Raw genomic sequence first — 4,786 nt, forward strand, 5'->3', positions numbered from 1 at the left:
TTTAACCGGGTTTTTCCACCTTTTTCCGCTACTATTTTTACTTCATCCACCTGGTTGCCATCTTTTCTGGCGCTTACGAGAAAGGCGCCTTCTGTGCGCAGTTTTTCAAATGATACTTTATTCCAGCCGGAGGGTATGGCCGGCATGATCTCAATAAAACCCGCATAGCTTTGCAGCAGCATTTCCTGCAGTCCCGCCGCAAAGGCAAAGTTGCCTTCCAGCGTAAAAGGCCGGTACTGGAATTTCGATAAGCCGGATCTGGTTTGATCCCCGTTCAGGTGAAAGCTGTTCACCGAGCAGAATGCGCGGGCAAATATCTGCAGGTCTTTCGCAGCGCCGTCGCCGTTTTTCGCCCTTGCCTTGAGATTACCCATCCAGGCGTAGGAATAGCCGCACCAGTAATCCGGCCCTATACTGTCGGCCAGGTGTATGGTGTTGCTGATGATGGCCTGTGCATCGGGACCGTCTTCCCATTTGATAAGTCCCAGCGGGTGAATGGCCATCATGTGTGAAAAGTGGCGGTGCGACTGGTTATAAGCCATGCCTGGGGCAAACATCAATTCGTTGCGGGAGGTGAGTGCAAAGCCACCGAATTGTTCCAGTATCTGTTGCCAGTGTGCTGCTTCCTTGGTTAAACCTAATTCAGCAGCCAGTTCCGCGGCTTTGCTGAAAGTGAATTTCATCAGGGCCAGGTCGTAGTTGGTGTTTTGAGGGAACCACGCTTCCAGGCTGTTGTCATTTATTTCAGGGCTGGAGCTGATGGGCAGTTTGCGGTGGCCGCCGGCATCTTTTACCGTAATGGTTTCCAGGAAGGCGGCAGCGCCTTTTATCCAGGGATAAGCTTTTTCTTTCAGGAACTGTTTGTCCATGCTGTAGCGCCATTGCAGGTAATAGTGCTGGGCCAGCCAGGACGATACGGTAGGAGAGAGTGAATACTGGATCCATCCGCCCATTTCGGTGCCATCAAGGGTAGTAACGCCGGGTACGGCAATGCCACCGGCGTCGAAGTACATTTTCGTATAGCGTTGGTAGTTAGCTTTATTGGCTTCGAGGTGATTGATATAGCCCATCGCTTCATCAAGATGATTGGCGCTGTAGGAGGGCCAGTAACTGAGCTGGGTGTTAAGATCGTGATGATAGTCGCCTTTCCAGGGCGCAATGCGGCCGTTGTCAGCGGTCCATACCGCCTGCAGGGAAATGGGCGGTGCATTTTTCCTGGCGGCGGAGCCAAATTTATATTGCTCCAGGTACCATTGTTTTTCGAGCAGTGTATCCGGAACATGTATGGCCGACTGCCCCCAGAACCGTTGCCACCAACTGCTATGCGCCGCCAGTTCCCGGTTAAAATCGCGGGCGGCAACTTTGGCGGTAACCTTCGCTGCGGGCTCGTTCACGGGCTTCCCGGGATATTGGGAGGAAATACTCCATACGCCTTCTACCGTGGTTTTATTGATCTTCTTCCAGCGCACATTGATCTCGTAGGTAAATCCGCCCCATCCTTCCTGCCGGTAGGTAATGCTGTTGCCGTTTTGTACAATGCTGCCCTGTTTATAACCCAGCCGGGAGAGGTCGTCGCCACCCACGGGATCGCCGGAGTTTTTTACAGCGCCCTGGTATTGCGGCGCCAGCAGTTGCGGCATAAAATGATCGTCCACGTTTTCAAAACGGAACCATCCCGCTGGTTTTACTGCGTCTACAAAGGTTTGGAGACGGGTGCCGCCGGCCCAGGTAACTTCGCATACGGCGTTGGAAAGGGTGAGATGAACCGATTGTACCGCGCCCCAGTTCCTGGTGTCAAATTCCAGCGCACCGCCTGGAATCTTTGAGGGGGCGGCTTCGCGGTCGTAAGGCGCATCAAAATATTCCTGTACCGGCTTGTAATCTTTTTTATGTACCTGGTTTATCACCCATTGGTAACTAAATTCCTTTCGGTGCAATCCCTTCATCGGCCGCATGTCCCAAAGATCGGCCCGGTCCAGCGAAAATCTCAGGTGATCTTCTTTCTGCCATATAAGGGCGCCCAGTAAACCATTGCCAAGTGGGATGGCTTCATCCCAGCGGGGAGCCAGGCGGTTGAATTGCAGATCGTGTGGAGACGACTGCCCCATGCTGCTCAATGCCAGCAGGGAAAGCGACAGTGCCGCAATAAGTTTGTTCATCTGTTCTGTTTAGTAATGAATATAGCAGTAACAATTTACCTTAAAAAATTAATACTTTACAGCAAAAGCAAAGCGCCTTCCGGTATGAAAGGCGCTTTGCGTTTAAAATATTGGCAGAACATATGTTTAAGCGTCGGCACTGTCGAGCACCGGCGCACCGGTCACTTTCTCTGTAACGGATGGCGGTAAATAAGGACGGCCACCGGTAGCAGGTACGCAGGTGCCGGTAAATACTGCTTTTGTCATCACCTTTCCGTTCAGTATAATGGATTGTTTGAAATGCAGCCGCGGCCCGCCGGAAGGATCTGCGAATAAAGTACAGGTAACGGTGAACCGATCTCCTTTTTTCAGGGATCTCAAAAACTGGATCTTATAACCCGACAACACCATATGAACACCATTCCTGGCCTGTTCTTCAAAATCAAATCCAAGTATTTCCCTTATATAATCATGTCGGCAATACTCCATATAAAATGGGTAATACAGGCCATCCATAATATCCTGGACATCGATATGTTCTTCTTTTGCGACGTACTCCTTTGTGTATTCCATGATCTGTTTAAATTTTATTATTTTCGGACCGCGATCTTCAATTCGCTGTTGCCCGCCCAAAATAGTATTAAATTGTGAATCATAAATGACTACACCATCTTGAAAGTGAAATTCCTGCTAATAATTGTATTGTTAACCGCTATCACCTGTACGGCCGGTGCACAGGCCGATAAATGGACAGGTACCTGGAAAGCATCCCTCCGCCCGTGGGGAGTAGGAACGCCCATCAATATGCAGCTACATATCGGCGAAGCCCGGCAGGGCGTGTTGTATCCTGCAGTGATCACCCTGCAGTACGGAGAATTTACCGGCATCTATGAACTGTTGCTGGCAAAAAAGAGTGATGATCAGCTGGGAATAGGACGCAATAAATTTCCGCTGAAAGAAACCCCGTTTAAACTCGGCATCTGGATGTGGTATCTCAATGGCACCATGGATTACCGGCATGATACGATTGCGCTCAGCCGCATGTGGATCAATAAAGCCAGCTTCTGGATGCGGGGCCTGGATGAAGGAGATGAAATTTATGAGCAGTCGAAAGTGGCGCTGCGTAACTTTTTGTACAACGGGAAATTCAAACTGACGAAAAGCGGTAATAAACCCTTACCGGATTCAAGTATACAACGGATCATGCACCCGGAAATCAGCCAGGTCTATTTTGGTATTTACGACAGCATCGTGTCAAAAGACAGTGAAATCCCACTCGAAATTGACGACCAGGAGAAATATGATGAAGACACCATTACCCTCCTTCATAATGGCAAAACTATTTTCGCAAGAGAGCAGATCAACGATCATAACCGGCGCCTGAAAGCCAGGCTGGATACCGGCAGTAACTACTTTGTACTGTTTGCTGATAACTATGGCGGGCTTCCTCCCAATACCGGCCGTATACGTACTGTCATTGACGGCCGGCCATATGGTTTTGATTTCAGCGACCGCTCCAATGCCTGGGCCACTTTCCTGGTGGCGAACATTTACCACGCAAATACTAATAGCACCGCAGATACCATCACCAGTAACGTGATCAAAAGAACGGCAGTACCGGTAGCCACCATACCCGTGCGCACGGCAGATATCATACTGGAACTGAAAGATACCAGGATCCAGGACGGCGATAGTATTTCCCTGCGGTTAAACGGGCAGTGGATCGTTACCGGTTTCCCTGTAAAAAAGGCAGTGCAGCAAATTGCTATCCGGTTGCAGCCCGGTGAAAATATATTATTGTTTACCGCCGATAACCTGGGTTCCATTCCGCCCAATACCGCGGAGCTGCGCATCAGGTTCGGGAAGGAATCAAAAACGCTGAACCTGAGCACTGATATGAAAAGGAATAACGAGATCAGGCTGGTGCTGGAGTAAATGAAGCACGAGCGCTGTTGACTGCATTTATGGATACGATCATTCTGACTTCAGGCTTTTAACGGGATTTGTCAGTGAGGCGCTTATTGCCTGGAAGCTGATGGTGAATATAGTAATGAGAAGAGTGGAAATTGTTGCTATCAGGAATACGTCTGTGCCAATATGAATGCGGTAGGCAAATCCATTGAGCCAGTGGTTCATGATCCACCACGACAAAGGAAATGCGATCAATACTGCTACCAGTACCAGTTTTACAAAATCGCGCGATAGCATGAGGAGTACACTGGCGGCTGATGCTCCGAGCACTTTCCGGATACCAATCTCTTTACGTCTTCTTTGCGCCGTAAATGCAGCCAGGCCAAACAGTCCCAGACAGGATATCAGGATGGCCAGTCCTGCAAAATATTTCGATAATACAGCTACGCGGCCTTCGGTGGCATATTGCGCCTGGTATTCCTTATCCAGGAATTTATAATCAAAAGGGAATCCCGGATCATATTGCTGATAAACCTGTTTTATTTGCCGGACCGTTTCTTTGTCTTTTCCCATCTTTACTTTAACGAGGATCCGGTAAGTTTGTAATGGGTCCAGCCGGATGGCGAATGGCTTTACTTCCTGGTGAAGCGATTCAAAATTAAAATCTTTTACTACCCCCGCTATCTTTCGCTGTCGTCCCCACATGGTTATTGTTTTGCACACGGGGTTAATAAGAC

4 protein-coding genes are annotated in these 4,786 nt (G+C 49.2%); 1 reads left to right on the plus strand and 3 read right to left on the minus strand.

Translation table 11 applies throughout. The annotated features are described in order from the left end of the window. Together VN105_RS00080 and VN105_RS00085 are read right to left on the minus strand one after the other, a co-directional pair. Positions 1–2,159, minus strand: a 2,159-nt coding sequence (locus tag VN105_RS00080) for a glycosyl hydrolase family 95 catalytic domain-containing protein (RefSeq protein ID WP_325636704.1), incomplete at its 3' end; no start/stop codon positions are given. Between the two features lie 126 nt (positions 2,160–2,285). Beyond that, a complete protein-coding gene (locus VN105_RS00085) occupies positions 2,286–2,711 on the minus strand; it encodes a thioesterase family protein (RefSeq protein ID WP_325636706.1) in 426 nt (141 codons plus the stop codon). A 99-nt stretch (positions 2,712–2,810) separates the two neighbouring features. Between VN105_RS00085 and VN105_RS00090 the strand changes: the two genes are divergently transcribed. After that, positions 2,811–4,073, plus strand: coding sequence for a hypothetical protein (locus VN105_RS00090; protein ID WP_325636708.1), 1,263 nt, complete (start codon positions 2,811–2,813; stop codon positions 4,071–4,073). A gap of 39 nt (positions 4,074–4,112) precedes the next feature. Here VN105_RS00090 and VN105_RS00095 read toward each other — a convergent pair. Further along, on the minus strand, positions 4,113–4,786 hold a 674-nt coding region (locus VN105_RS00095), incomplete at its 5' end, for an ABC transporter permease (protein WP_325636710.1).

This window comes from Chitinophaga sp. (assembly GCF_035564935.1).
Classification (GTDB): Bacteria; Bacteroidota; Bacteroidia; order Chitinophagales; family Chitinophagaceae; genus Chitinophaga.

Bases quoted from the DNA above. Each gene is read 5' to 3' on its own strand.
- VN105_RS00085 (WP_325636706.1), bottom strand. From the start codon at position 2,711: ATGGAATACACAAAGGAGTACGTCGCAAAAGAAGAACATATCGATGTC.